This is a genomic window from Arthrobacter sp. 05T410, assembly GCF_056396505.1.
The window spans coordinates 22,768-47,828 of record NZ_JBFTLP010000024.1 but is presented as its reverse complement, the minus strand read 5'-3'; the positions used below and the strand labels follow the sequence as shown (position 1 = coordinate 47,828).

The 25,061-nt window shown below is 68.0% G+C and carries 22 protein-coding genes; 11 read left to right on the top strand and 11 right to left on the bottom strand.

Annotation, left to right across the window (positions count from 1 at the left end; translation table 11 throughout):
* Positions 1-93: 93 nt before the first annotated feature.
* Positions 94-1,233, top strand: a complete 1,140-nt coding sequence (locus AC1DFR_RS19625; protein WP_476874250.1) for an aminopeptidase P family protein — start codon at positions 94-96, stop codon at positions 1,231-1,233.
* Positions 1,234-1,370: 137 nt separating this feature from the next.
* On the opposite strand, the gene AC1DFR_RS19620 is transcribed toward AC1DFR_RS19625, so the two are convergent.
* Positions 1,371-1,646, bottom strand: coding sequence for a DNA gyrase subunit A (locus tag AC1DFR_RS19620; RefSeq protein ID WP_476874249.1), 276 nt, complete (start codon positions 1,644-1,646; stop codon positions 1,371-1,373).
* A 110-nt stretch (positions 1,647-1,756) separates the two neighbouring features.
* Positions 1,757-2,608 carry a lysostaphin resistance A-like protein gene (locus AC1DFR_RS19615; protein ID WP_476874248.1) on the bottom strand — a complete coding sequence of 284 codons (852 nt, stop codon included), beginning with the start codon at positions 2,606-2,608 and terminating at the stop codon, positions 1,757-1,759.
* Positions 2,609-2,965: 357 nt separating this feature from the next.
* Here AC1DFR_RS19615 and AC1DFR_RS19610 point away from each other — a divergent pair, with 357 nt between their 5' ends.
* Positions 2,966-4,903, top strand: a complete 1,938-nt coding sequence (locus AC1DFR_RS19610; RefSeq protein ID WP_476874247.1) for a glycogen debranching N-terminal domain-containing protein — start codon at positions 2,966-2,968, stop codon at positions 4,901-4,903.
* Here AC1DFR_RS19610 and AC1DFR_RS19605 read toward each other — a convergent pair.
* A complete protein-coding gene (locus AC1DFR_RS19605) occupies positions 4,856-5,638 on the bottom strand; it encodes a phosphatase PAP2 family protein (protein ID WP_476874246.1) in 783 nt (260 codons plus the stop codon). The two genes, AC1DFR_RS19610 and AC1DFR_RS19605, sit on opposite strands and share 48 nt — an antisense overlap.
* 79 nt (positions 5,639-5,717) lie before the next feature.
* The gene (locus AC1DFR_RS19600) at positions 5,718-6,317 is read right to left on the bottom strand and encodes a YdeI/OmpD-associated family protein (RefSeq protein ID WP_476850563.1); all 600 of its coding nucleotides are present in this window, start codon (positions 6,315-6,317) and stop codon (positions 5,718-5,720) included.
* A 92-nt stretch (positions 6,318-6,409) separates the two neighbouring features.
* On the opposite strand from AC1DFR_RS19600, the gene AC1DFR_RS19595 reads away from it, so the two are divergent.
* Positions 6,410-7,186 carry a VOC family protein gene (locus AC1DFR_RS19595; RefSeq protein WP_476874245.1) on the top strand — a complete coding sequence of 259 codons (777 nt, stop codon included), beginning with the start codon at positions 6,410-6,412 and terminating at the stop codon, positions 7,184-7,186.
* Between the two features lie 77 nt (positions 7,187-7,263).
* Here AC1DFR_RS19595 and AC1DFR_RS19590 read toward each other — a convergent pair whose 3' ends face one another.
* From AC1DFR_RS19590 to AC1DFR_RS19570, 5 genes are read right to left on the bottom strand one after another with little or no spacing between them, the layout of a single operon-like run.
* Positions 7,264-8,526: a M20 family metallo-hydrolase gene (locus AC1DFR_RS19590; protein ID WP_476874244.1), complete on the bottom strand. Its 1,263-nt coding sequence runs from the start codon at positions 8,524-8,526 to the stop codon at positions 7,264-7,266.
* Between the two features lie 9 nt (positions 8,527-8,535).
* On the bottom strand, positions 8,536-10,308 hold the full coding sequence (locus AC1DFR_RS19585; RefSeq protein ID WP_476874243.1) for an amidohydrolase: 1,773 nt from the start codon (positions 10,306-10,308) through the stop codon (positions 8,536-8,538).
* Between the two features lie 19 nt (positions 10,309-10,327).
* The gene (locus tag AC1DFR_RS19580) at positions 10,328-11,755 is read right to left on the bottom strand and encodes a gamma-aminobutyraldehyde dehydrogenase (RefSeq protein ID WP_476874242.1); all 1,428 of its coding nucleotides are present in this window, start codon (positions 11,753-11,755) and stop codon (positions 10,328-10,330) included.
* Positions 11,756-11,767: 12 nt separating this feature from the next.
* Positions 11,768-13,423, bottom strand: coding sequence for a thiamine pyrophosphate-dependent enzyme (locus AC1DFR_RS19575; protein WP_476874241.1), 1,656 nt, complete (start codon positions 13,421-13,423; stop codon positions 11,768-11,770).
* Positions 13,420-14,757: an MFS transporter gene (locus tag AC1DFR_RS19570; RefSeq protein WP_476850557.1), complete on the bottom strand. Its 1,338-nt coding sequence runs from the start codon at positions 14,755-14,757 to the stop codon at positions 13,420-13,422. Before AC1DFR_RS19570 ends, AC1DFR_RS19575 begins: the two co-directional genes overlap by 4 nt.
* A gap of 222 nt (positions 14,758-14,979) precedes the next feature.
* On the opposite strand from AC1DFR_RS19570, the gene AC1DFR_RS19565 reads away from it, so the two are divergent.
* From AC1DFR_RS19565 to tgt, 8 genes are all read left to right on the top strand, one after another.
* Positions 14,980-16,173, top strand: a complete 1,194-nt coding sequence (locus AC1DFR_RS19565) for a PucR family transcriptional regulator (protein ID WP_476871011.1) — start codon at positions 14,980-14,982, stop codon at positions 16,171-16,173.
* 133 nt (positions 16,174-16,306) lie between these two features.
* Positions 16,307-17,707 (top strand): MFS transporter, encoded by a 1,401-nt coding sequence (locus tag AC1DFR_RS19560; RefSeq protein WP_476871012.1) that lies wholly within the window; start codon positions 16,307-16,309, stop codon positions 17,705-17,707.
* Complete coding sequence (locus AC1DFR_RS19555) at positions 17,704-18,174, top strand: RidA family protein (protein ID WP_476850554.1); 471 nt, start codon at positions 17,704-17,706, stop codon at positions 18,172-18,174. The genes AC1DFR_RS19560 and AC1DFR_RS19555 overlap by 4 nt, the downstream gene beginning before the upstream one ends.
* Positions 18,171-18,818, top strand: a complete 648-nt coding sequence (locus AC1DFR_RS19550; RefSeq protein ID WP_476874240.1) for an RraA family protein — start codon at positions 18,171-18,173, stop codon at positions 18,816-18,818. Before AC1DFR_RS19555 ends, AC1DFR_RS19550 begins: the two co-directional genes overlap by 4 nt.
* Before the next feature lie 44 nt (positions 18,819-18,862).
* On the top strand, positions 18,863-19,402 hold the full coding sequence (locus AC1DFR_RS19545) for an NUDIX hydrolase family protein (RefSeq protein ID WP_223914477.1): 540 nt from the start codon (positions 18,863-18,865) through the stop codon (positions 19,400-19,402).
* A 120-nt stretch (positions 19,403-19,522) separates the two neighbouring features.
* Complete coding sequence (locus AC1DFR_RS19540) at positions 19,523-20,620, top strand: DUF6707 family protein (protein WP_476874239.1); 1,098 nt, start codon at positions 19,523-19,525, stop codon at positions 20,618-20,620.
* Positions 20,621-20,672: 52 nt separating this feature from the next.
* Positions 20,673-21,398 carry an SRPBCC family protein gene (locus tag AC1DFR_RS19535; RefSeq protein WP_476857844.1) on the top strand — a complete coding sequence of 242 codons (726 nt, stop codon included), beginning with the start codon at positions 20,673-20,675 and terminating at the stop codon, positions 21,396-21,398.
* 33 nt (positions 21,399-21,431) lie between these two features.
* Entirely contained in the window at positions 21,432-22,730 is a 1,299-nt protein-coding gene (gene tgt, locus AC1DFR_RS19530) for a tRNA guanosine(34) transglycosylase Tgt (protein WP_476860070.1), read from the top strand.
* A 129-nt stretch (positions 22,731-22,859) separates the two neighbouring features.
* On the opposite strand, the gene AC1DFR_RS19525 is transcribed toward tgt, so the two are convergent.
* Together AC1DFR_RS19525 and AC1DFR_RS19520 are read right to left on the bottom strand one after the other, a co-directional pair.
* Positions 22,860-23,879: a sugar phosphate isomerase/epimerase family protein gene (locus tag AC1DFR_RS19525; protein ID WP_476874238.1), complete on the bottom strand. Its 1,020-nt coding sequence runs from the start codon at positions 23,877-23,879 to the stop codon at positions 22,860-22,862.
* Entirely contained in the window at positions 23,876-25,054 is a 1,179-nt protein-coding gene (locus AC1DFR_RS19520; protein ID WP_476874237.1) for a Gfo/Idh/MocA family protein, read from the bottom strand. The genes AC1DFR_RS19525 and AC1DFR_RS19520 overlap by 4 nt, the downstream gene beginning before the upstream one ends.
* Positions 25,055-25,061 lie beyond the last annotated feature (7 nt).

Sequence of the window (25,061 nt, the reverse complement as noted above, 5' to 3'; positions counted from 1 at the left end):
AGGCTCACCCGCGACGGGTGATTCCAGAGTTACTGGAGCGGCTGTCCGGGCGATGGGTTGACCGGGGATGCCCCGCGCACGAGAATGCGAACCATGAGTGATCATCGCGGCCTTTCCGGTCCGGCTCCGTTCACCGCCGATGACTTCGCCGAACGGTTGCGGCGAGCAGCCCACGCCGCCCAGGATGCCGGGCTCGACGGCATCCTGGTCACTCCCGGACCGGACCTGCTGTACCTCACCGGGTATGCACCCGTGGCCATCACTGAACGCATCACCATGCTCGTGATCCCCGTCGACGCCGAGCCCGCCATGATCGTTCCGAGGCTCGAGAGGCCCGACGCGGAAGCGGCCGCCGGCGCCTCGAATCTGCGGATCACCGACTGGACCGACGGGAGCGACCCCTACACGGAATCTGCGACGCTGATGGCCGGCACCGGACGTTATGCCGTCTCGGACTCGGCCTGGGCCATGCACCTCCTCGGCCTGCAGGATCGGCTGCCCAAGTCATCCTACGTCTCGATGACGACCGCCCTGCCGATGCTTCGGGCGATCAAGGATGACGACGAGATCGAGCGGCTGGCGGCGGCCGGCGCGGCCGCAGACCAGGCGTACGAGGAGATCGTCACCGTGCGGTTCGCTGGGCGCAGCGAGACCGACGTCGGTTCTGATCTCGCCGACCTGCTTCGCCAGTTCGGTCATTCGCAGGTGGACTTCACCGTCGTCGGTTCGGGTCCGAATGGGGCCAACCCTCACCACGAGATCGGCCCGCGGATCATCGAGGACGGAGACATGGTGGTGCTCGACTTCGGCGGCCTCAAACACGGCTACGGATCAGACACGACGCGGACCGTGCACGTCGGCGAGCCCACCGCCGAGGAGCGCGAGGTTCACGACATCGTCAGACTCGCGCAGCAGGCCGGGTTCGAGGCCGTGCATCCAGGCATCGAGTGCCAGGAGATCGATCGCGTGTCCCGGGCGGTGATCACTGAAGCCGGCTACGGCGACTACTTCATTCACCGCGTCGGGCACGGAATCGGGCTGACGACTCACGAGCCGCCGTACATGGTCGAGGGCGAAACCCAGATCCTCTACCCCGGCATGTGCTTCTCGATCGAACCCGGAATCTACCTGCCGGGCAGGTTCGGCGTACGGATCGAGGACATTGTGACGGTCGTTCCCGACGGCGGACGGCGACTCAATCAGACCTCGCACGAGATGAGAATCGTCCAGTAGTTTGCCGGCCTGGTCCACGATCTGGCGTGGCCTCGGAACGAGACCGCTTATGAGAGTCCTCAGGAGTGATTTCGTATTGGCCAGGCTGAGCGCCAGTCAGAACCCATGCGACCACCGATGCCGCCGGCAGGCGCGGTTCAGTGTCCATCGGGCAACCTTGATCTAAGTTCTTCTGCATGGGAAGCGATGGCCTGACGCTGGTCTCGGGTGAATCTTCTGGCCTGCATGTCGAGGACTGCCCGGCTGGGCACTTCTCCCACGCCCAACAGTTGACCCACGCGACGGATTGCTTCGTCCAAGTCCTCTGAATCCTCAATCACCTGGAAGACCTCGTCCCGCCGATCCATCGCCTGCACCAGAGCCTCGACGATCATCAACTGCTGTTCCCTCATCCGCCGGTCATGCTCATCCATGCCGCGATTCTTGCACGACCGCAGTCTTGGAGCATTTCCGTCCAGTTTGGGGATCGGCTTACGGGCGCGCTAGTGCGACACCGAGCGAGTTGTTGAGCTGGCCCCTCAGGTCAGGCCACGGCGGGGACTGGGGGGATGTCGTGTGTCCGGTTGGCACGGCCCTTGACGAGGAAGATGGCAAGGAGCGCCAGGAGTATATAGGCCCAGTTGAAGAGCCCCGCGAGTGATATCAGTTCTTCCGCCCCAGCTGTGGCTGAGGTGGCGTCGATCCCACCGGTGGCGAGGAACGTTGTGGGGTCTGTGGCGGCATGCAGCAGGATGGCCCACGTGATCCGGCCCGTCGCGCGCATGGAGAGGTACATCATGGCACCGAATCCAAAGGTGTAGACGACGGTAACGGCAACAACCAGAGGGGCCATTCCGGTGAGGAGGTTTCCGCTGTGCAGCAGCGCGAAATACAGGGATGACAAGACAAAGACCAGTCGTTCGCCATAGCCGCCGTTTCGGAGCATGTTCACTACTATTCCTCGCGTGGCGAGTTCTTCAGTGAACCCCACACACAATCCGAAGAACGCCATAACCAGAACAAGCCCGATGGAGTAGGCGGACCAGTTGGTTGCCATCAGCCGTAGGAAGATTGGGACGACGACGAGGAGGACTGCGACCCACATCCAGGCCTTCCCGCGGACGGGTTGGGGACCGAAGATTTCCTTGACCCAGCCGAGAGAGCGAGCGAAGAGAAAGAGGAGTATTCCCGAGAGCAAGATAGGGAGTGCTAAACCTAGGAATGCGCTGAGCGGATCGCTCAGGGGGCTTCCCAGGTCGATGGAGCCCCCAACCAGTGCACCTATTCCCAGCCCGATCAGTTCGTACACGCCCCAATACACGGCGACGATCAGGAGCGCTTTCCACCACGTCCCCCGGTTCCAAAACCGGACCCACGTAGAACTGTTATTTTCCATGATTAGAACTTCCCTCCCCGTTCGTTCCCCCACTTAGTCGGGCCACCACGCTAAGAATAAGCGATCGAGCGGAAGCGAAAGTTCTCTCTGATGTCCGGCAAATCATCTTTGGCCACCATGGCAACGTGACGAAGAGCGACCGCCAAGTTGGTTCTGATGAACCCGATGGAAGCGTCCCGTAGGTCGGACACACGACGAAGCTAATCGGCTACGCACGCGTTTCGACGCGGCCGCAGTCCACAGCCCGGCAGCCGGCGGACCTTCCGGCCGCCGGCGGCCGACGCCATGACCTCTTAGGCGGTCGGCAGCGGGCTGTGGCGCATTGAGACCGCCCAGTGCCCGGCATAGGGTAGGCGGATGACTGTTCAGCCCGGCCTGCACCGCCAACACTGCTCCGTTGCCGCCCCCACCCAGCTGTGGCTCGACCCTGACGGCCGCCTGGCCGGCGAGGTCAAACCGCCCGGAGCCGGTGACTCCGCTGATCCGGCCGGGTTCACCGGGCTGCTCCACGGCGACACCCGGATGCTCTGCCGGGCGCTCGTGCGCGTCAACGGCCTGGAACCCGAACCGGCCACCGTCGAGACCGAGCCCGGCGGCGTCCTGCGCGTCCGGGGCCTGGTCCGGGGCATCCCGGGACCCACGGAGGATCCCGCCGTCGAGCTCCTCCAGACCTGGACGGTGACGCCGGGCGTGGTGCGGCACACCCTTCAGCTGCGCACCTCGCTGGATTCCCTCGACGTCGAAATCGACGTAGCCCTCGCGGCCGACTTCACCGACATGGCCCAGATCCGCCTCAGCCGCTTCCGTGACCCGTCCGCGCCGGTCTCTGCCGATGGGTCCACGCTGCGCTGGCAGGAGGAGGGCAAGACCCTGGCGGTCGCGGCCCCCGGCGCCGTCACCCCGGAAGGCCACCTCGCCTGGCGCGGAACCCTGGGCCGGGGCCGACCGTTCGAGGCCGAATGGCAGGCCGTCCTCACCGATGACGACGACGCCGTGGTGGCTGCCCGCCCGCCCGCGGCCCGGCATCCGCGGACCGGACCGGCCGGGGCCCTGGGCCTGCTCCTGGATAACTCCCTCGATGACGTGGCCGGGCTCCGCCTGGCCACCCGCCAGCTGCCGGACGCCCCGTTCATCGCCGCCGGGGCGCCCTGGTACTTCACGCTGTTTGGACGGGATTCGCTGTGGGCTGCGCGGCTGCTGCTGCCTCTGGACACCGGCGCGGACAACGGGCTGGCGGCGGGCACCCTGCGCGCGCTGGCTGCTTTCCAGGGCACCCGGACGGACGCGGCGGCCGCCGAGGAACCCGGCAAGATCCTGCACGAACTGCGGTCCAAGGAACTGGTTCTTGAGAGCCAGAACCTGCGCCTGCCGCCGGTGTACTTCGGGGCGGTGGATTCCACCCCGTTGTGGCTTTGCCTGCTCGGTGAACTCTGGCGCACCGGCCGGGACGAGGACGCCGTGCGGTCGCTGCTGCCGAACGCGGCACGCGCCGCGGAGTGGCTGCTCGCCGCCGGCTCCCCGGTAGACGGCGCAGCGGACGGCGCAGCCGGCAACGGCGGGTTCCTCAGCTACCGTGACTCCACGGGCCACGGCCTGAGCAACCAGGGCTGGAAGGATTCCCGGGACGCCATGCAGTTCCGCGACGGCCGGCAGGCCGAGGGGCCCATCGCCCTGTCCGAGGTGCAGGGCTACGCGTACCAGGCAGCCATGGGGACGGCGGAACTGTTCGACGCGTTCGGGGAACCGGGCGCTCAGGCGCTGCGCGACTTCGCCGCGGCCCTGCGGCTCAGGTTCCGGGAGCGTTTCTGGGTTGAGGACGACGGCGGGCCGTTCCCGGCAATGGCCCTGGACGGGCACGGGGTCCCTTTGGACATCCCGGGCTCGAACATGGGACATCTGCTGGGCACGGGCATCCTGGACGCGGCCGAAGCCCGGATCGTCGCGGACCGGCTGGTGAGCCCCGAGCTGTTCTCCGGCTACGGCGTGCACACGATTTCGCGGCGGGCCGCAGGGTTTTGGCCCTTCAGCTACCACTGCGGCTCGGTCTGGAGCCACGACACCGCCATCGCGATCCGCGGCCTCCTGGCCGACGGTTTCGTCGCAGAGGCACGCACCCTCGCCGACGGCCTGATCGCGGCGGCGGCCTCCTTCGGGCACCGGTTGCCGGAGGTGTTCGCCGGGGTGCGGGCCGAGGACTCGAGCGTCGCGGTACCGTATCCGGCGTCGTGCCACCCGCAGGCGTGGTCCTCAGCCTCGGCGGTGGTGATCGCCCAGGCGATGGGCGTCGGACTCTGACGGTCCCGCCTCCACTGGGTGTTGCCCGGACGGGGCCGCGGCGGCGCGCAGCCCGTCGGCCAGGATAACGATCCCGGTAACGGCGAGCGCCAGGCCCATGGAGGCGAGCACGTCCGTCAGCCAGTGGTACCCCAGGTACAGGCGGCTGAAGGCAACCACCAGTGTCCCGGCAGCCGCTGCCGCGAAGCCGAGCACCGACGTCGTCCGTTTGCCCGTCCGCGTGCCGCGCGCCGCCAGCAGCAGGTAACTGAGGACGCACAGGAAGACGCCGGCCCCGAAGGTATGGCCGGAGGGAAAGGACAGGGCGTCGTCCGGTCCCAGCATGAAGCCGCTGGCGGCGGGCCGGCTCCGGCCGACGTCGTGCTTCACCAGCGTGGACACCGCGAAGGTCGCCGCCATGGCGCCGACCAGCAGGGCGGGACGCCAGACTTCACGCTTGAAGACCGCCCAGGCCAGAGCCACGGCGCAACCGATCACCGTCATCCACAGCGGCGACGTCACCGTGGTCACGGCCGCCAGGATGGCGGTGGCCAGTGGGGTCCGGGACGCCACGATTCCGTCGTGCACGGGCCCGTCCAGGTCAGCCACGCCGCTGTTCGACTGCACGGCGGCGAGCACGGTCCAGAAGATCGTCTCGCCCGCAATTAACAGGCCCGCTGCCACGAAGAAGAGCCGCTGCTGGGACGGCAGCGGCAGGCGGGCAGGGGGTCGCGGGGCACGCTGGGCAAGGAGCATTCGCCCAATCCTGCCAGAGGCAACTCCCCGCAGCCAGCAAGGGCGCTGGGAATTCTCTGGGATGCGCGGCGGGCGAGCGCTACGGTTCCGGGGGACGCCTGGTCTGCGGGTACGGCGTGTCGAACCTGGCCAGCATCTCCACGAACCCGGCGATCTTCCGCTCCCGGGTCGAGGCCTGCTTGACCGAGTTGGTGCGGTAGATCAGGGCATACCGGTTCACGGACGTCAGGACCTCGAACATCGCCTGCGCCCGCGGCTCCGCCGCGATGGCGGCGGCGAGGTCATCCGGGACCTCCGCCGTCGCCGCGCCCGAATAGGCGGCCTCCCAGCGCCCGTCCGCCTTGGCAGCGGCGACGGCCGCCTGCCCGGCGGGGGCCATCCGCCCTGCCGCCTCCAGGCGGTCAATCCGCTCCACGTTCCGGGCCGACCACACGCTCTTGGGTCCCCGCCGGGTCATCCGCTGGAACGAGCTTTCCTCGTCCCGGCGCCGCCCCTGCCCGTCGATCCAGCCGAAACACAGCGCCTCCTGCAGCGCGGCCTCGTAGTCCAGCTCCGTCACCGATCCGCCCTTCTTGTGCAGCACGAGCCACACCCCGGGACTCTGCGCGTGGTGCTGCTCCAGCCAGGCGCGCCACTCGGCGGCGTCCTTCACCAGCAGTTCCTCCAGTTCAACAGCCATGGCCCCATTGTGCCCTGCCGTGCTGACCGGAGGGGTGCTTTGGTGGCACCATGTCAGGAGGAGCCAAAAACCGTCCCTCGCAAGGAGATCCCATGCTGCGCGTCCGCCCGATCCACTACACCTCCCGCATGGACCAGTGGGAGGGCCTGCTGTCCGCCCTCGGCATGGTGCGCACAGTCGACGACGGCAACTGGCAGGAGTTCGACGCCGGCTCGGGCCGCCTCGCGCTGCACCGGGTAGCGGCGGGTGCCGCCGGGGCTGATGCCGGGGACGGTGCCGGTGCCGGTGCGGTGCTGGATGGAAAGACGGACTTCGGCGTCGAGGTCGGAGACCTGGCAGAATTCGCGCGCCGCACCAATCTGGCCGGCGCGGAGGACGGGACCACCCCGGCCGAGCTGGTCAGCGCCCGTCACGGCGATACCTGCCGGATCACAGGCGAGGACGGGTTCGGCTTCTTCGCGGACAAGGCCGCCCACGGCGCGCAGTGCGCGGACGCCGATCCGGCCCTCGCCGTCGTCGAAGTCTGGTTCACGCCGGACGCGGCCGCCGCCGAGCAAACCCTGCGGAACATGGGCGCCCGGCTGCGGCCTGCCCCGGACGACGACGAAACCGCGGATTTCACGGCGAAGAACGGCGGCGTGCTGATGGTCCGGCCCGCCAGCGGCGCGGCCCGGACCGGCCTGGGGTTTGAATACACCGGCGACCTCGCCGGCCTGCGGGACCGTCTCGCGGCCGCCGGCCACCGGGTCAGCCTGACGGAAGAGGCCTTCGGCCGGACCCTGCACGTGGCCAACCCGGACGCCGCCGACCTGCCGGAGAACCCCCACGGGGCGATGCTCTGGATCTCGCAGAAGCCCGAAGGCGCCTGAGAAGGCACTGGCCAGGCGCCCGGGGGTTCCGGGGCGGCCGCGGAGGACCTGTGGAGTTCAGCCGTTGGTGGCCGCGGTCAGTCCTCCAGCGCCCCGTTGCAGAGCCGGTTCACTACCTCGGTGAGCATCGCCAGGCCGGCCACGATGTCCTCGTCCGTGGTGTATTCGTGCTCGTTGTGGGAGATCCCGTCCACACTGGGCACAAACAGCATCACCGTCGGGACCAGGTCCTTCATGTTGGTCGAATCGTGCCCGGCCAGGGTCATGACCTGCTTGTTCGCCAGGCCCAGGTCCGCCGCCACCTTGGCCGCGAGTTCCACGCCTTCGGGCTGGTAGGGGGTCACAGGCCAGGTGTGGGCGTGGTTGCGCTCCACCGTGACGTTCGCCAGCCTCTCGATCCCGGCGATGCGCTCGTCCAGCAGGGCGTCGGCCTCGGCTAGGACAGCTTCATCGGCGCTGCGCAGGTCCAGCAGCAGGCTCACCCGGGACGGCACCACGACGGGCGAGTTGGGGTAGACATTCAGTTGCCCCACGGACGTGTGCAGCACGCCGGGGAAGGTGTCGGCGAGTTCCCGGGCGGCGACCACCATCATTGACGCCCCCAGCAGCGCGTCTTTCCGGTCCGCGATCACGGTGGATCCGGTGTGGGCCTGCTCGCCGTGGACCACGAACTCGTATTTGTTGGCCGCCCAGTTGGAGTTCACCAGGCCGATGGTGATGCCTTCGCGTTCCATGCTCCGGCCCTGTTCAATGTGGATTTCGGCGCAGTACGCGGCTTCGGGTCCCTCGTAACTGCCCCGGCAGCCGATCGCGTCCAGGGCCTCGCGGACCGTGACTCCGGCCGCGTCCTTAGTGGCCAGCGCGGTTTCGAGTTCGAGCTTTCCGGTGTAGACGGAGGAACCCATCATGGACGGCTTGAAGCGGGAGCCCTCTTCGTTGAACCAGTTGACCACCGCGATGTTGAACCGGGGCTGCCCGGCGTCTCCGGCCGCGGCCCACTGCTCCACGAGCCGGAACGCCGCGTGGGCTGCGGCAAGCACGCCGTACGCGCCGTCGTAGCGTCCCGCCGTCGGCTGGGAATCCATGTGGGAGCCCACCACGACGAAGGGAGCGCCCGGCACGGCCTCGTACAGGCCCCACTGGTTGCCGGTCCGGTCGAACCGGACGGTGAAGCCGTTGGCCTCCAGCAGTCCGGTGAGCCACTGCCGCTGCTGGCCGTCCGGCACGCTGGCAGCCTGACGGTCCACGCCGCCGTTCTCGGTAGCACCGAATTCGCTCATGGTGTGGAAGTCCCGCACGAACGCGGCGTCGCGGGTGCTGAAAGTGGTGTGAGTGGTCACGGTTTTCCCCTATGAACGGTTGGTAGCTGGGTTGAAGAATGGACCGGTTGCGGCCGGACGGGCCGCAACCGGGGTCATGATGCCGGCGGTCCGGAACGTAAAGTTCCCCCCGACGGCGGTGGCCAGTACCTGGAGCCCGGCGATGCTGGCCGCGGTGAGCGGGGACCCGGACAGGACGGTGAAATCGGCGAGCTTCCCTACGGTCAGCGAGCCTTTGAGGCCGGAGGTGCCGGTGGCTGCGGCCGCTCCGGTGGTATACGCCGCCAGGGCCTGGAGCGGGCTCAGCCGTTCGTCGGGGTTCCCGAAAACGGCCCCGGAGGCGGTGCGCCGGTCCACGAACGCCTGCATGCCGCGGAGCACGTTTCCGTCGGCCACGGGGCGGTCGGAGCTGCCGGCGAGTGTCACACCGGCGGACAGGAACGACGCGGCCCGGTAGGCCCAACCGAGTCGTTCCGGGCCGAGGGACAGCGTCATGCCGTCCCCGCCGTCGGCGAAGAAGCTCGCCTGCGGGGTGACGGCGATGTCCCCGGCGGCCAGCCGTTGCAGCTGTTCCGGCCGGGTCATCGAGGCGTGTTCGATCCTGTTGGGCACAGCCCGGGGGCCGTATTTGGCGGCGCAGCCGGTGATGATGTCGATCGCGAGGTCAACGGCGCGGTCGCCGATGGCGTGCGCCGCGATCGACCAGCCAGCCGCGTAGGCGGCCTCGATCTTTGCCCGCAGCGCGTCCGGTTCGGCCTGGAAATAGCCGGTGTTGCCGGTGTTGTCCGTCCCGCCGTGGCTGCAGTAGTCATGGCTGACCGCGGCCGTTTCGCCGAGCAGTGACCCGTCCAGGAACACCTTCGCCGGGCCCAGGGACAGGAAATCGCCGCCGAAGCCGCTGGCGATGCCCAGATCCAGTCCGGCCGGCGTGGTGCCCGGCGGGTGCTGCCCGCCGAGCGGGTGGAGCACATCCAGGACGGGCATCAGCTGCGCCCGGGCGTGCAGCCTGCCCGCGGAGGCCGCCCGCTGGTAGGCGGCCAGCTCCACTGGGCTGTGGCCAATCCAGCCGCCGCCGATCCCGGCCTCGGTGAAGCTCGTGATGCCCTCCGCGGCGTAGTAGGTGGTGGCCCGGTCCAGTGCGGCTTCGATCGCCTCGGACGAGTACGGCAGGATCAGCTGCTGGATCAGCTGCTGCGCGGTTTCCTGGACCAGCCCGGTGGGGCGGCCGTCGGCGTCGCGGACAATGACGCCGCCGTCGGGGTCCGGAAACGACGCCGGTTCGGCGCCGGCCAGCCGGAGGGCGGCCGTGTTGACGACGGCCATGTGCCCGGAGTTGTGCCGCATGAACAGCGGCCGGTTTCCCGTGATCCGGTCCAAAACGGTGATGTCCGGGAACTCGCCGGCGTGCTGCTGCTGGCTGAAGCCGGTGGCCAGCAGCCAGTCCGGCGCCGGTCCGGTCCCGGGCTCCGGCCCTGCCTCAGACTCTGGCCCTGCCTCAGGCTGCGCGCTGTCTGCCGCCATGCCGGCCTCCAGCAGGGCGTAGAGCTGGTGCAGGCCGCGCGCGGCGGAGACGTCCAGTTCGCCCAGGCCGAGCCCGAACCAGGTGGTGTGGCAGTGGGCGTCGATGAAGCCGGGGGTCACGGTGGCGCCGCCGAGGTCCAGGACTTCGGCCGCGTCCAGGCCGGCCAGGTCGTCGTCGAGGCCCACAATCCGGCCCTGCCAGACGCCCAGCGAGGTGGCATGCGGGCGGCGCTCATCCATGGTGATGATGTCCGCGTTGCGCAGCAGCAGATCGAGTTTCAAGGGTTACCTACGCGGTTCTTTAGCGGTGGGAGGTGGTGACTGACTTGATGCGGGTGTAGTCCTCCAGGCCAAAGACGGAGAGGTCCTTGCCGGTCCCGGAGTGCTTGAAACCGCCGTGCGGCGCCTCGGCGGGGATCACCTGGTGGCAGTTGATCCAGACGGCGCCGAAGTCCAGCTCGTTCGAGACCCGCGTGACCACTCCGTGGTTGTTGGACCAGACGCTGGAGGCCAGCGCGTACTTGGTCCCGTTGGCCAGCTCCAAGGCTTCGGCCTCGTCCCGGAAGGGCTGGATGGTGACGACGGGTCCGAAGATTTCCTCGCAGACCACCTCGTCGGCCTGGAACACCCCGTCGATCACGGTGGGTTCGAAGTGGAAGCCGGCGCCCGTCCGCTTGCCGCCGGCCAGGACCCTGGCGTTCGCGGGCAGCCGGGACATGAAGCCTTCCACCCGGTCCAGCTGGGCGGCGCTGTTCAGCGGCCCGAGGTCCGCGGCGTCACCGCCGACCTGCAGCGCCGCCGCGGCCGCGGCGAGCGCGGCACCGAACTCCTGATGGATGAATTCCTCCACGAGCACACGGGTCACGGCGGTGCAGTCCTGGCCGGCGTTGAAGAATGCGCCGAGCGCGATCTCCCTGGCCGCCAGGTCAATGTCGGTGTCGGCGAAAACGATCGCCGGTGCCTTGCCGCCGAGTTCCAGGTGGACGTCCTTGAGGGTCTTCGACGCCGCGGACATCACCTGGGCCCCGGCCCTGGTGGAGCCGGTGATAGACACCATTTCCGGGATCTCGTGATCCACCATGGCGGCACCGGTCCCCCGGCCACCGCAGATGACGTTGACGACGCCGGCTGGGTAGGCCTCCTGCGCCAGTTCGCCCAGCACCAGGGTGGACCAAGGCGTGGTGTCGGCCGGTTTCAGGACCAGCGTGTTGCCGGCGGCGAGCGCCGGTCCGATCTTCCAGATGGCCATCATGAACGGGTAGTTCCACGGGGTGATCTGGGCGACCACGCCGAGGGGTTCACGCCGGACGGTGGAGGAAAAGCCGCGGACGTATTCGGTCTGGGCGGTCCCGGACACCACGCGGCAGGCGCCGGCGAAGAAGCGCAGCTGGTCGGCGCCGCGGAGGATCTCGATCTCGCGGGTGATCTGGCGCGGCTTGCCGGTGCAGGCTACCTCGGCGTCCAGGAGCCTGTCGACGTTGGCCTCGATGAGGTCGGCGAGTTTGAGCATCATGGCCTGGCGTTCGGCGGGGGTGGTCCGCTTGTAGCTCTGGAAGGCGGTGTGGGCGGCCTGGAAGGCGCGGTCCACGGTGGCGGCGTCGCTGTCCGGGGCGGTGCCGAGCTGGACTCCGGTGGCGGGGTCGAAGAACGGCAGGGTGGCCGCGTCCGAACCGTCGGCGGCGCTGCCGGGGACGATCTCACCGTTGATGATGTTGTGCAGGGTGATCATGACGGGCTCCGATCAGTTGCTGGCGGTCTTGGGTGAGCGGGTGGTGGGGTCCTGCGGGAGGTGCAGGACCGCGGGCAGCCCGGAGTCGACGGCACGGCGGAAAGCGGCGCCGAAGTCCTCTGCCTTCTCCACGCGTTCGCCGTAGCCGCCGTAGGACCGGGCCAGCGCGGCGAAGTCCGGGTTGGTCATGTGCGTGCCCGAGGGCCGGCCCGGGTAGTGGCCTTCCTGGTGCTCACGGATCGTGGCGAAGATGCCGTTGTCCACCACGAGGGCGATGAACTTCCCGCCGTGGCCCATGGCCGTGGCCATTTCCTGGCCGTTCATCATGAAGCAGCCGTCACCGGCCACGGAAATCACCTGGCGGCCGGGGTAGGCCAGGGAGGCAGCCACCGCCGCCGGGATCCCCATGCCCATGGCCCCGTTGCGGGGTGCGGCGAGCGAGTTCGCGGTGTTGTGCTTCAGGTAGCGGGCCGGCCACAGCGAGTGGTTCCCGGCCCCATAGGTGATGACGGCGTCGTCGTCCATTTCTTGTTTGAGGATTTCCATGACGACGTCGAGGTCCACATATTTCGAGTCCACCCCGTTCCCGCTGTCCGGCTGCGCGGTGGAGAACTTCTCGTAGTCGGCGCGGGCCCCGGCCAGCCAGCCGGCCTCGGGATCCGCCGCGGAATCCGTGGCGGCGAGTGCGGTGGCGAAGGACGAGACGTGGGCCGGAATGTGCTGGTCCAGCCGGCCGAAGTGGCCCAGCAGATCGGCGCCGGGGTGGACGACGACGGTGACGACATCCAGTCCGCGCTTGTAGCCGTCGGAGAGCACGTCGGCGCGGACGCAGCCGACGAAGACCAGCAGGTCGGCCTCGTCGAGGCGGCGGGCGTTGGCGTCGCTGCGGGCGTAGCCGAGGTAGCCGGCGTAGGCGTCGCTGTTGTGCGGGACGGCGTCGTAGGCGCGGAAGTCTGCGAGCACCGGGACGCCGTGGCGTGCGGCCCAGCCGGCCAGCGCGTCGGAGGCTGCCTGGTCCCAGCCTTCGCCGCCCACCACGATCAGGGGCTTCCTGGACGCGGCCAGGCGCGTCTCGAGGCCGGCGAGATCGGCTGCTGCAGGTTCAGTCCGGGCGACAGTGCGGGGTTCCACCGTGCACGATTTCGCTGGGCCCGATTCGATGGAGTGGACCAGCACGTCTTCGGGCAGGCCGATCACCACGGGTCCCGGCCGGCCGCTGAGTGCTGTGAAGATGGCGTCGTCCACCACGCGGGCGGCGGAGGCGGCGTCGTCGAGCGTCACGACTTTCTTGGCGGTGCTGCCGAACCAGGCGTTGATGTCGAATTCCTGGAACGACTCCCGGCCGCGGTCCGCGACCGGGATGAGGCCCACGAACAGGATCATCGGGGTGGCGTCCTGGTATGCGGTGTGGATGGCGATGAAGGCGTTGGCCGCGCCCGGACCTCGGGTCACCATGGCCACGCCCGGAAGCTCCGTGAGCCGGCCTTCGGCGAGGGCCATGAATCCGGCGCCGCCCTCGTGGCGGGTCACCACCGTTTCAATGGAGGATCCGTGCAGGCCGTCCAGCACGTCCAGGAAGCTCTCCCCGGGGACGCCGTAGACGCGCTGGATACCGGCTCGTTCCAGCTGGGCAACAATCAGGTGCCCGGCGGTAGTTGTTGTGCTCAATGCTTCATTCCCTTTTCTTCGATGCTCAGTGCGGGGAGGAAAATGCCGGACAGTGCGGTCAGCGCGGAAACCACCAGCAAGATGACGGCGCCGGGCCAGAACGAGTTGCCGTTGGCGGCCACGAGGGCCGTGGCGATCAGCGGCACGAAGCCGGAGATGACGCCGGCGCTGTTGGAGGTGATGGCGACGCCGGTGTACCGGACCTTTGTGGCGAAGAGTGCGGTCAGGGCCGTGCCGGACACCGCGTAAGGGATGGACAGGGTGGATACGCCGACGATCATGGCGATGATGACCAGGGCGGGGTTGGCGGTGTCGATGGCCAGGAAGACGGGTACGGCGATGACGGCGGAGGCGATGCCGCCCCAGAGGATGACCTTGCTGGCGCCGTATTTCTCGCCCATGCGGCCGGCCCAGATCAGGGCGAAGATTTCCACGACGGCGGCGAGGAGCGAGCCGAGCAGCAGCGTTTCGTAGGGCATCTTGAGCACCTTGGTGCCATAGAAGACCACGAAGCTGGTGATGAGGTAGAAACCGCCGATACCCAGCAGCGCGGAGCACATGCCCACCAGGATCTGGCGCCAGCTCTTCGTCAGGACTCCGCGGATGGGTGCGTGCTCGGTCTCGCCGGACTCCATGAGGGCTTCGAATTCCGGGGATTCGCTGAGCTTGCTGCGGATCCACATCGAAACGGCCAGCAGCGGGATCGCCGCGATGAACGGGATGCGCCAGCCCCACGCGTCGAAGTTGGCCTGGCCCACCAGGTACAGCATTCCGAAGAACCCGCCGGAGGACAGGATGGTGCCGATCGGCGAGCCGAGCTGCGGGAGGGCTGCGTAGCGGGCGCGTTTGGCGACCGGGGCGTTTTCGACGGCGATAATGACGGCGCCGCTCCACTCGCCGCCGACGGCGAGGCCCTGCAGGATGCGCAGCGCGACCAGCAGGATGGGGGCCGCGACGCCGATCGTCATGTAGTTCGGCAGCAGGCCGATGAGCCCGGTCACGAGGCCGATACCCACGATGGTGACCATCAGGATCTTCTTGCGCCCCACCTTGTCGCCCAGGGCACCGAAGATGAAGCCGCCGATCGGGCGGGCCACGAAGCCCACGGCCAGGGTGGCGAAGGAGCTCATGGCCGAGACGAAGGGGTCCTGGGACACGAAGTACTGGGCGTTGAACACGAGCGCCGCGGCGGTGGTGAACAGGAAGAAGTCGTACCACTCCAGCGCTGTGCCGACGAGGGCCGCGAGGGCGACTTTCTTGGCCACGCTCTCATCGACAACCCCGGGCAACTGCGGACTGGCGGTGGTAGTGGCGTTGCTTGCGCTGCTTGCCATGATTACTCCAAAGAAATGTGACGGGTCTTGACGGTGGCCCTGTGCGGTCACCCCCATCCGGGGACAGTTCCGTCCGTGACGATTCGGGCCGAGACGATTCGGGCGCCGACGCTTCCGGCGGGTGTGAGTGGGCTCACGCTTGGTGCTTCATTCCATTCTGCCAGTAGCTTTTCCCAAAATAACTAGCAGTGCGCCACGCTTTACAGACCCTAGAATGTGAGAATGCACAATTTTGAATCGCCGGGCGATGCTTTCCGCTGGAGCGAGCTGGTGGACCAGCTGGAAGGGCGGCTGGACCTCCTGGCCCAGGCGTTCACCGCCCGGGTCCGGCAAATCCCGGAATACGGCGACAGCCAGGTGACTGTCCTGGAAATCCGGGACACGGCGCGGGAAACATTCCGCCGGCTCATCCATGGGCTGCGGGGCGGCCCGGCGGACACTGCACGGGACGGGCTGCTCGCCTTTGCCTCGGACCTCGGGTCCAAACGGGCGAGGGCCGGGATACCGCCGGAGTCCCTGACCTCGGCGGTGCGGCTGGACTTCAGCATCCTGTGGGCAGACCTCCTGGAGATCGCCGCACCGGAGGATGCCGGTCTGCTGGCCTCCCGGGTGGACCAGGTCTGGCGGGTCGTCGACGAGTTCGCCACCCGCACCCACATGAGCTACCTGACCGAGCGCGTGCGCATGGCCCAGGAGGAGTCCAGCATCCAGCACGAATTTATCGCCCGGCTGTTCAACCAGAGCACGCCCTCGGCCGAGACGTCCGCGCAGGTTGGCTCCGCCCTGGGCATCGGGCCGGATGCCCGCTGCGGCCTCGTGGCTGCCAGCGGCGACGCCGGCGCCCGCCTTCGTGCGGCCGCTACCCAATTCGGCGCCGCCCAGCGCCGACAGAAGATCTTCCTGCACGAATCCGGCGGAAACACGTACCTGTTTTGGCCGCTCTTGTCGTGGACACCGTCGGGGAGGTCCGGAGAAGCGCGGAGCGCGCCGCAGCCCCCGCCGCTCGTGGCGGATATTCCCTCCGGATATGTCCCGGAGGTGCACGGGCTGCGCGGCCTACCCGCCGCCGCCCGGACCGCAGAGAGCCTTGCGGCCCTGTTGCGCCCCAGCGACGCCGGTCCCCTGTCCGCGGATGCCGCATGGGCCCGGTTTGCCCAGCAAAACCTCCAGGACGCCGGGCTCGACCTCGCCGCCCAGCTGGAGGAAGCCATGGAGGAATGCCGCGGCGGGGAACGGGAACGTCTCCGGGAAACGGTGCAGCACTATCTCTCCACCGGCAACATCACGGCCACGGCGGAACAGCTGTTCTGCCACCGGAACACCATCCTGAACCGGCTCAACCGCTTCCAGGAACTGACCGGGATCGACCTGACCATTCCGGCCCAGGCCGCGCGGCTGGTGGTTGCCTGGGCCTGATAGTTGTGTGAACACACACTTCGAGGCCTTTACTGGTGGGGTTTTTGCCATTGAGCTGTGATCACCAACACAGAATAGTTGGCTACTACCTTGCACTGGACATTCGTCCCCGCACCCCCATCTGGAGATATTGATGGCTCAATCGGTAGAAACCACCTCCCACGCGGCTGCCCGTCTGGACCTCGCAAAAATGCGCAAAATCGCTCTCGCCAGCGTCATCGGCACCACCGTTGAGTGGTACGACCTCTTTGTTTTCGGCACGGCATCCGCGCTCGTGTTCAATAAGATCTTCTTCCCCAGCTTCGACCCCATCGTGGGCACCATGCTCGCCTTCGGAACCTTCGCCTCCGCCTACATTGCACGCATGGTCGGCGCCATCATCTTCGGCCACTTCGGGGACCGCCTGGGCCGCAAATCCATGCTCCTGATTTCACTGCTGACAATGGGCGCCGCCACCTTCGCCATCGGCCTGCTGCCGGATTACAACAGCATCGGGATCATGGCGCCGCTGCTGCTGCTCTTCCTGCGCGTCATCCAGGGCCTGGCCCTGGGCGGCGAATGGGGCGGAGCGGTCCTGATGACGGTGGAGCACGCTCCCGCATCCAAGCGCGGGTTCTACGGCTCATTGGTCCAGGTGGGCGTGCCCGCCGGAACCCTGATCGCCAACGTGGCGTTCCTCATTGTCGCCTCGACGGTCAGCACCGAAGAGCTTCTCGCCTGGGGCTGGCGCATCCCGTTCCTGGCCTCCGCGCTGCTCGTGGCCGTGGGCATCTACATCCGGCTGCACATCGAGGAAACCCCGTCCTTCCAGGCGGTCAAGGAAGCCGGCGCCAAGGCCAAGTTGCCGTTCGCCGCCCTCATGGCCAAGTACTGGAAGCAGGTCATCCTCGGCGGCGTTGCCACCCTGTCCACCGGCAGCACCTTCACCCTGCTTGTGGCCTCGGGCGTCTCCTACGGCAAAAAGGAACTGGGCCACTCGGAGGCCCTGATGCTATGGGTCGTGCTGGCCGCCTGCGCCCTGTGCTTTGTCCTGATCCCTTTCTTCGGCCGACTCTCTGACAAGCACGGCCGCAAGCCGATCATCTACGCCGGAGTGGCCGCCGAGGCAGCCCTCGCGTTCCCGATGTTCTGGCTGATGGACACCAAGTCCGTGCCGCTGCTCTTCGTCGCGTACCTCGCCATGATGACGGCCTTCGCCGCGAACTACGGCCCGATCGCCACGTTCCTCGCCGAACTCTTCGGTTCCAAGGTCCGCTACTCGGGACTGTCGGTGGCCTACATGCTCTCCGGACTCCTCGGCAGCGCCGCCACGCCGTTCATCACCACCTGGCTGCTGGGCATGACCCACCAGAGTTCCTCCATCGCGTGGTACATCATGGCCGCCGCCCTCGTCTCGCTCGGCGCCTTGTTCGTCCTGACCGAAACCCGGCACGGCAACATCGACGCCGTCGACTCCGCCCCGACTGACGCAGTCACTGACGCAACCACCGACGCGAGCACCGGGCCGGCCGCCGAAGCGGTGGCTGCCAAATGACAGCTCCACAGGCCGTTCTCCCCGCTGCCGACCCCGCTTTTCAGCCCGCTGTTCAGCCCGTAACAGAGTCCGTCCGACGGATCGCGCAGATCCCGGGCGGCGCGGCCGCCGTCGGCCCGTTCTCCCAGGCGGTCGCCGCCAACGGGTTCGTGTTCACCGCCGGCCAGATCCCCGCGATCAGCGGGCTGGAGGACCAGCCGGACACGTTCGAGGACCAGGTCCGCCAGACCATCATCAACCTCCGGTCCGTGCTCGAGGCGGCCGGGTCCGGCCTGGAGCATGTGGTCAAGGTCAACGGCTACCTCACGGATCCCAGCCAGCTCGAGGCTTACAACCGGGTTTACTCCGAGTTCTTCGGGGCGGCCAAGCCGGCGCGGACCACTGTCTGCGTGAGCCTGTGGGGCGTCGCGCTGGAAATCGAATGCGTTGCCGTGGTTGCCGGCGCCACGGCGCCGGACGCGCCGTGAACGTCGTGAACGCGGTGAACGCGGTGAACGCAGGGCTCGCCGAGGGGCTCCGCGAGGGGCTCGCCGCCGTCAGCTTCCCCACGATCGGGCACTTCCTGGAGGACGGATTCGTGGATCCGGCCATCCGGTCGCTGCTCGACGGCGTCGAGGTGGCGGGCCCCGCGGTCACGGTGCGCATTGCGGAAAATGACGCCTACGCCATGAACCGCGCCCTGCTGGAGCTGTACCCCGGCGCGGTGCTGGTCGTGGACATGTCCGGGGACCACCGGCACGCGCCGGTGGGCGCGGTCACCGCCGCAGCGGCCACCGCGCAAGGCGCCGCCGGCGTCGTCGTCGACGGCGTGGCCACCGACATCCTGGAGCTCCGCGCGACCGGCCTGCCGGTCTTCGCCCGCGGGACCTCGTGCCTGACCACCAAGCGGGTCCGCAGCGCCGGCTCCGCCGTCAATGTCCCGGTGCAGTGCGGCGGCGTCCAGGTCAATCCGGGCGACTGGGTGCTCGGTGACGACAACGGCGTGATCGTCCTGTCCGCGGAGGCGGCCGCCGACGTCCTGGGCCTGGCCCTGGACTCGGACGCCGCCGAGCCGGCGCTGCTGGCACGGATTGCCGCCGGCGAGCCACTGGAATCGGTGCTGGCGATCTGAGTGACGGCGCGGGGTTCGGGGACGGGATGGGGTAGAACTTAACCATGAATGTGCGCACCCCTGACCCGAATCCCGGCTGGCTCTCCGACGACGACCTGTTCGAAGCGCGGGGCAGGCTGCCGATGGTCTATGTCGAGGCCGTTCCGGTCCGGCTGGACCCCCTCGGGTTCGTGAACGAGGTCGGCACCCTCCTGCAGGCCGACGAGGACGGCACCATGGTCCGGTCCCTGGTGTCCGGCCGCGTTCTCTACCGCGAGACCATCCGCGCCGCCCTGCTCCGCCACATGGAGAAGGACCTGGGCCCGCTCGCCTTCCCACAGCTTCCGGTCAGCCCGGTGCCGTTCACCGTGGCCGAGTACTTCCCGTCCCCGTCCCATACCGGCTTCACGGACGACCGCCAGCACGCCGTTGCCCTTGCGTACGTCATTCCTGTGACCGGCGAATGCTCCCCGCGGCAGGACGCCCTTGAGCTGACCTGGATGACCCCGCAGGAGGTCATGAGCACCGACGTGCAGCTGGAATTCAGCGGCGGCCGGGGGGCCCTGATCCGGCAGGCGCTGGCCTTCGCGGGGGTCGGCAACTAGCCGGTTCCCTTGGGCCCGGCTCCGGCCGGGGACTCTCGGGGCCTCCCCTGCGTCCCCGACTTCACGCAACCGATTTTGTAGACTGTTGGGCGGACCGCAAGAGAACTTTAAGGACTCCCGATGACCCACCCCCCAGCCTCCCGGAACTACAGTGAACAGCAGGCTGGATCTCTGCGGGCCGGCGACCACCTGATTCTGCCTGACGGAAACCGCTCCGCAGAGATCCATCGCGTGGATGTCGAAACCGACGATTTTGGTACTCCCGCCATGGTGTTGACGACCCTCAGCGGTGGCGGTGTGCTGCGGATCGCGGCGGGATCACTGGTCCGCGTCACGGACGACGCCGGGGCCGGCACAACGGCGTCCGACGGCGGCGCGCCCGGCACGCCAACTCCTTCCGATGGCGGCGCCCCTGCGCCGGACGAGGCTGAGCCGGTCGCACCCGGGCCTGGCACAACTGAATCCGACGCAGCTGAATCCGACGCTGTCGGGTCCGACGCAGCTGAATCCGACGCTGCCGGGCCCGACAATACGGCGGCAGCCGCCGTCGTCGTTCCTCCCCAGCCTGTTGCGCCGCCCGCGGTGAGCGGACCCAGCGAAGCGGACCTGGCACTCATCCCGGCCCCCGACGGCACGCCGGAGTCTGTCGTGGAGGCCGCGGCCGAGGACCATCCGGGCGCCGTCGGGGTCCTCCTGCTCAGTGAACGGCTCGCCAAGGGCATCAACACCAAGTCCGGGAGCTGCCTGAAGGATCTCAGCGACCTCGCGCACGAGCTCTTCGTCACCCTCAAGGACCCCGACAACGCCCTGGCGGTCGCGGACCTGCTCAACGTCCTGCCGTTCGACGGCAACCCCGACCGCTGGGCCTCCGTGGAGTCATCGCTGGCGCTCTCCAGCTACATCTGCCGCCAGCTGGGTCAGGACCAGCGCGCCGGGATCTACGAGAAACTGCTCCGCGCGCCGGAGGCCATGGAAACGGACCCGTTCAAGGCCAGGATCAACGCCAAGGTGCGCCAGCGCTCGCTCAACGAGCCCAACCTGTACGACAAGGAAATCTTCCGCTCGATCGACAACGCGAACCAGGATGCGGAACGCGACTGGCGCCTGCTGCGGCTCGAGGCGCTCCTGTTCCTGCGCGCGCACGGCGGCTCCGAAACAATTGGCACCGTTGAGCTGGAACGCCGGATCGCCAACGAGCTCGAATCGGTCCGCGCCTGAGGTCTAGCGTTGGGCCCTACCCGTGGCGGGCCCGGAGTTGTAGATTCACCCCATGACGAACAATCTGAGCGTTGTGATCAATTCCGACGCGCAGCAAGTTTGGACCATGCTGCGCGAACCCGCCAAGATCGCCCAATGGCACGGCTGGGTGGCCGATGACCAAGAGGCCGAAATCAACGAAATCTACTTCGGCCCCAATGTGGTCGAAGGCGCCGACCACACCTCCCTGGTGGTCGACGGCGGCGACGTTTTCACCTTGAAACCTGTCCCCACGGGCACGGAGGTCAGCGTCACCCGGGCGGCAATCGACCACAATTCCGAGTGGGCGGCCTGGGACGAGGACATCACCCAGGGCTGGCTGACATTCCTCCACCAGTTGCGCTTCGCCCTGGAGCGTCACCCGCATGGCAAGCGCCGGACCTTCTTCTTCTCCGTTCCCGGCTCCGGCGGGTCCGCGATCGAAAGGCTGGGGCTGAGCGATGTCCCGGCGCCGGGGGACCCGTATTCGCTCACACTGCCCACGGGCGAGGAAATCTCCGGCAAAGTGTGGTTCCGCAGCAACCACCAGGTGGGTCTGACCGTCCACAACTATGCCGAGCACGGGGACGGCCTGCTGATCGTGGCGGACCAGCCCGCCATCGCCGACGTCCGGCCCGACGGCGGATCCCTCGCAATCGTCTCCACGTACGACCTCGGGGCCCACCAGCTGGAGGCGGTCCGCGACTACTGGGACAAGTGGCGGGCTGAGAACTACCCCACATCGGATCCCGTCCACTGAGTCCTGAGCTGCGTTAGCTGGCACACTTGAACCGTGCCAGCCAATCCTGACTTCGCGTCTTCGTCCCCCGCGCCTGCCCGGCAGTCCGAGTTCTCCTTCCGCGTGGGCAAACGCCTGAGCGAGACGTGCCCGCCGTCGGCCGGGCAGGTTGCCGCCAACGGCGGTGAGTTCCTGGGCCGGACCGGCACCATCGCCACCCCGCACGGGGAGATCCAGACCCCGGCGTTCATCGCCGTCGGCACCAAGGCCACGGTCAAGTCCGTGCTGCCGGAATCCATTGCCGAACTCGGCGCGCAGGCGGTGCTGGCCAACGCCTACCACTTATACCTGCAGCCGGGCGCGGACATCCTGGACGAGGCCGGAGGCCTGGGCGCGTTCATGAACTGGCGCGGTCCGACGTTCACCGATTCCGGTGGTTTCCAGGTGATGAGCCTGGGCTCGGGGTTCAAGAAGGTCATCGACATGAAATCGGTGGACAATTCGGGGCCGGACGACGCCGTCGCCCCCGGCAAAGAACGCCTGGCCCACGTGGACGAGGAAGGCGTGTGGTTCAAGAGCCACCTCAACGGCGACCGGCACCGCTTCAGCCCCGAAATCTCCATGAACGTCCAGCACCAGATCGGCGCGGACATCATGTTTGCGTTCGACGAGCTCACCACGCTGCAGAACTCCCGCGGCTACCAGGAGGAGTCCCTGGAGCGGACCCGGCGCTGGGCCGAGCGGTGCATCACCGAGCACTTCCGGCTCACGGACGAGCGCGCCGGCAAGCCCTACCAGGCCCTGTTCGGGGTGATCCAGGGCGCCCAGTACGAGGACCTGCGCCGCAAGGCCTGCCGGGACCTCGGCGCCATGAACTTCGACGGCTTCGGGATCGGCGGGGCGCTGGAGAAAGAGAACCTCGGCACGATCGTGCGCTGGTGCAACGAGGAGCTGCCGGAGAACAAGCCGCGGCACCTGCTGGGCATCTCCGAACCGGACGACATTTTCACGGCCATTGAAAACGGGGCGGACACTTTCGACTGCGTCTCCCCCACCCGGGTGGCCCGCAACTCGGCGTTCTACCACCCCACTGGCCGGTACAACCTCTCCGGCGCCAAGTACAAACGCGACTTCGGCCCGCTGCAAGAAGGCTGCGACTGCTACGCCTGCCTGAACTATTCGCGGGCCTACATCCATCACCTGTTCAAGGCCAAGGAGATGGTCTCGGCCACCCTGATCTCGATCCACAACGAACGCTTCGTGGTGAAGATGGTCGACGACGCCCGACTCGCCATCGAGGCCGGCAACTTCTTCGAGTTCAAGGCCGAGACCCTGGCGAACTACTACTCCTAGGCCGTCCCGGCGCCGGTGCGGCCCGGCGTCGAGGTCGCCGGAACCGTGCGAGATCGCCGGAAGTTTCCGGCGACCCCGCAGTGTTCCGGCGACTCGGCGGCAGAACTCGGGTGCCGGGCCGTCAGGTCATCAGTTGGTGAGGTGCAGCGACGCCGCGAGTGCCGAGTCGGCGTCCCGCAGGACCTTGGCCGCCACCTGGAGGCCCTCGATCCGGCCCAGGGAGACGTCCTCGTGCTCGATGTTGACCAGCATCTCCGGGTCCACCTCGTAGAGCGCGCGCAGGAACTCGGTCCAGTAGGCCGTGTCGTGCCCGCGGCCCAGGGCAACGAAGTCCCAGGCGGAGTCCTTGGGCCATTCGTTGGCCCACTCGTCGCCGCCGAGGTTGGTGCGGTTTTCGTCCGGGGAGAGCCGCCGGAAGCTGTTGTCGAGGACACCGTAGAGCGCTGCGTTCCCGGTATTGATGCGGACGTCCTTCGCCGCGGCCTGGAAGACCAGCGGGCCGAGTTCGCGGACGACCGCGACCGGATCCATCTGCTGCCAGAACAGGTGCGAGGCGTCCAGCTCGACGCCGACATGGGTCGCGCCGGTAAGCTCAATGAGCTTGTGGACATCGGCGGTGTTGAACACGATGTTCTGCGGGTGTAGCTCGAGGGCCACCTTCACGCCATGGTCGGCGGCCAGGCGGTCGGTTTCCTTCCAGAAGTCGGCCGCGATGCCCCATTGGTAGTCGAGCACGTCCAGGGCCGCCGAGTTCCAGGCGTTGACCACCCAGTTGACCGTGGTGGCCCCGGGTTCGCCGCCGGGCAGGCCGGACATGGTCACCACACGGTCCTGTCCCAGCCGCTGCGCCAGCCGGATGGAGCGGCGGATGTCCTCGGCATGCTTCCCGCCGATCTCACGTTTGGGGTGCAGCGGGTTGCCATTGCAGTTCAGGCCGGCAATCGAGACGCCGGTGCCCTCGAAAATCGCGAGGTAGTCATCGCGGGCCGCATCGCTTTCCAGGATCTGGTCCATGGTGGGGACGTGGACGGCCGGCAGGAACCCGCCCGTGTTGATTTCGATGCCGGTCAGTCCGAGGTTGGCGATGACCTTGAGGGCCTCGGGAAGGGGCCGGTCGTGCAGGATTGCGTTGTAGACGCCGAGTTTCATAGCGTGATTTTCTTTCCGTTGTTGAGGGCGGATTCGGTGACTGCGCCGAGCAGCTCCATGTTGCGCACGCCCTCGTCGAACGTGGCGCAGCGGGGCAGGGAGTCCGCCTCGCTGAGGCCGGCGACCTCCTCGAGGAAGGCCCGGGCCTGGTAGCCGAAGGCGTCGTTCTGGCCGAAGCCGACGCTGGGCGCGTCCATGGCCAGCCCGCCGGCGATGTAGGGGTGTCCGGGGCCGAGGATCACCTGACGGTAGCCGTTTTCGTTGGCCGGGCCGTCGTTGAGGAACAGCTCGATCTCCGCGGGGCGGCGCTGGTCGAACCGGGCGGCGCCGTTCTCGCAGAAGACCTCGAAGATGAGGCTGTTCGCGTGTCCTGCGGCGACCCGGGAGACCTCGAAGCCGCCTGCACCGTTCTCGAATTCGGCGGAAAACACCGCGTAGTCGTCGTTCTCGACCGGCTCGAACGTGTCGCTGACCGCGGCGTGGTCGTGGCCCATGACGGCGCCCAGCGGCAGCGGGCGCTTGTCGATCACGGTGCTGAGGCGTCCGCCGCTGATGGACTTGATGTCGCCGCAGAGGAACTCAGCGACGTACGTCAGGTGGCTGCCGACGTCGGCCAGGGCCCCGGAGCCCGGGCCGCCCTTGTAGCGCCAGCTCATGGGCGCCGACGGGCTGAACCCGTAGTCGGTCCAGTAGCGGCCGCTGAAGTGCAGGACGTTTCCCAGCACGCCGGTGCGGATGAGGTCCCGGATGTAGGCGATGCCCGGCGTGCGGCGGAAGGTGAACCCGATGCGGGCAATCGAACTGGCACTGCGGGCCGCCTCGGCCATGGCGCGGGCGTCCTCGATTGAGTCGCTCAGCGGCTTCTCGCACAGCACATGCTTGCCGGCGGCCAGCAGGCCCTCCACGACTTCGCGGTGGAGGGAGTTCGCGATCACGACGCTCACGACGTCGATGTCATCGGCCTCGGCGATCGCCTGCCACGAGGTGTCGTGGCGTTCGTAGCCGAAACGCTTCGCGGCCAGGGAACCGAACTCGGCGTTGACGTCGCCGATGGAGACCAGCCGGATAGGAGGAAGAACCGGGCTGTAGAGCGCCGACGCCGTGCGGTACGCGGCCGCATGCGCTTTTCCTGCCATGCCGGCGCCGATTACGGCAACTCCCAAACTGTCAGCCATCGATTTC